Origin of the sequence: Nguyenibacter vanlangensis (genome assembly GCF_013376155.1) — a bacterium.
Taxonomy (GTDB): Bacteria; Pseudomonadota; Alphaproteobacteria; order Acetobacterales; family Acetobacteraceae; genus Gluconacetobacter; species Gluconacetobacter vanlangensis.
On the sequence record NZ_JABXXP010000680.1, the window covers coordinates 1 to 1457 of the forward strand.

At 69.2% G+C, this 1457-nt stretch carries 1 protein-coding gene and 1 pseudogene; one reads left to right on the top strand and one right to left on the bottom strand.

Translation table 11 applies throughout. The annotated features are described in order from the left end of the window. The first annotated feature begins 34 nt into the window (after positions 1–34). Complete coding sequence (locus HUK84_RS17970; RefSeq protein WP_176641464.1) at positions 35–655, top strand: IMPACT family protein; 621 nt, start codon at positions 35–37, stop codon at positions 653–655. A gap of 40 nt (positions 656–695) precedes the next feature. On the opposite strand, the pseudogene tnpC reads toward HUK84_RS17970, so the two are convergent. Beyond that, positions 696–1457 (bottom strand): annotated as a pseudogene (gene tnpC, locus HUK84_RS17975) (IS66 family transposase); the annotation flags it as partial.

A 1457-nucleotide genomic window follows, 5' to 3' on the forward strand; every position in this document is an offset into this window, starting at 1 on the left:
GGCGACGGGTGCGCGAGGAGGCGTGAGCGAGGGGATTGGCGACGCGGCCGGCGGGGGGCGGGTCACGCTGTCCGAGCCGGCGCGGTTCGAGAAGGAGATCCGCAAGAGCCGGTTCCTGGCCCGGGCGGCGCCCTGTGCCACGCCTGCCGAGGCGCTGGATTTCGTCCGCGCGGTGTCGGTGGCCGACGCCACGCATAATTGCTGGGCCTATCGCATCGGGCAGGATTATCGCAGCGACGATGACGGCGAGCCCGGGGGCACAGCCGGGCGGCCGATCCTGCAGGTGATCGACGGGCAGGGATTCGACCGGGTCGCCGTGGTGGTGACGCGCTGGTTCGGGGGGATCAAGCTGGGGGCCGGGGGACTGGTCCGCGCCTATGGCGGCACGGCGGCGGAATGTCTGCGCCTGGCGCCGCGCGTGCCGATCGTCGCCATGACGCGCCTGGCGTTTCATTGCGGGTTTTCCGACCTGGCGCTGTTGCGGGCGCGGTTGCCGGGCATGGGGGCCGCGATCGAGGAGGAGCGGTTCGACGCGGCCGGCGCCGTGCTGGTGGTGGCAGTGCCGGTGGCGGCCTGCGATGTCGTGGTGGCGCGGATCGTGGATCTGACGCGTGGGCAGGCGGTGCCCCGGGCGGTGGAGGATGGGTTTTCCTGAGGGGACGATCGTAAGCATCCGGCGAGAGACGCGGGCGTGTTCATGCGGCATTTGTATGATGGGGCTGTGTTGAGGCTTTCCAGTTCCAGGGCAGGAATTCGTGCAGGCGTGAGACGGGCTGGTCGTTGATCCGGGCAAGGACGTCAGCGAGCCAGGCCTGGGGATCGATGTCGTTGAGCTTTGCGGTGACGATGAGGGAATACATGTCGGCCGCGCGCTGCCCGCCGCGATCCGAGCCGGCGAACAGCCAGGCTTTCCTGCCCAGGGCGATGCCGCGCAGTGCGCGTTCAGCGGCGTTGTTGGTCAGGCAGATCCGTCCGTCGTGGAGGAACCGGGTAAAAGTCTCTGGCCTGCGCAGGATGTAGGCCATGGCCGCTGTGACCGGGGCCTTCTTCGACAGGCGGGCGCAACTCTCACGCATCCAGGCCAGCAGGTCGTCGACCATGGGCGCAATACTCTCCTGTCGCACGGCGTGTCGCTGCACCGGCGAGGCTCCATTGATGGCACGCTCGGCCTCGAAGATCGCATCGATCCGGCGCACGGCTTCCACGGCGAGCGGCGCGCGGCCGAGTTCGGCCAGCTTGAACAGGCCGCGCCGCGCATGGCCCTCCGCAGCCATTCCACGTGCTTCGCACGCGGAACCTTGGGCTGCTCCGCCCAGCATCCCGCCGAGGTGACGGGCGCGGGTCTGCGGTCGGCGTCGAACAGCCGGTTATAGCCGCCATAGGCGTCGGATTGCAGGATGCCGCTCCAGCCCGCGAGATGATCCGTGGGATGTTCGCCCTTGCGATCACGGGAGTAG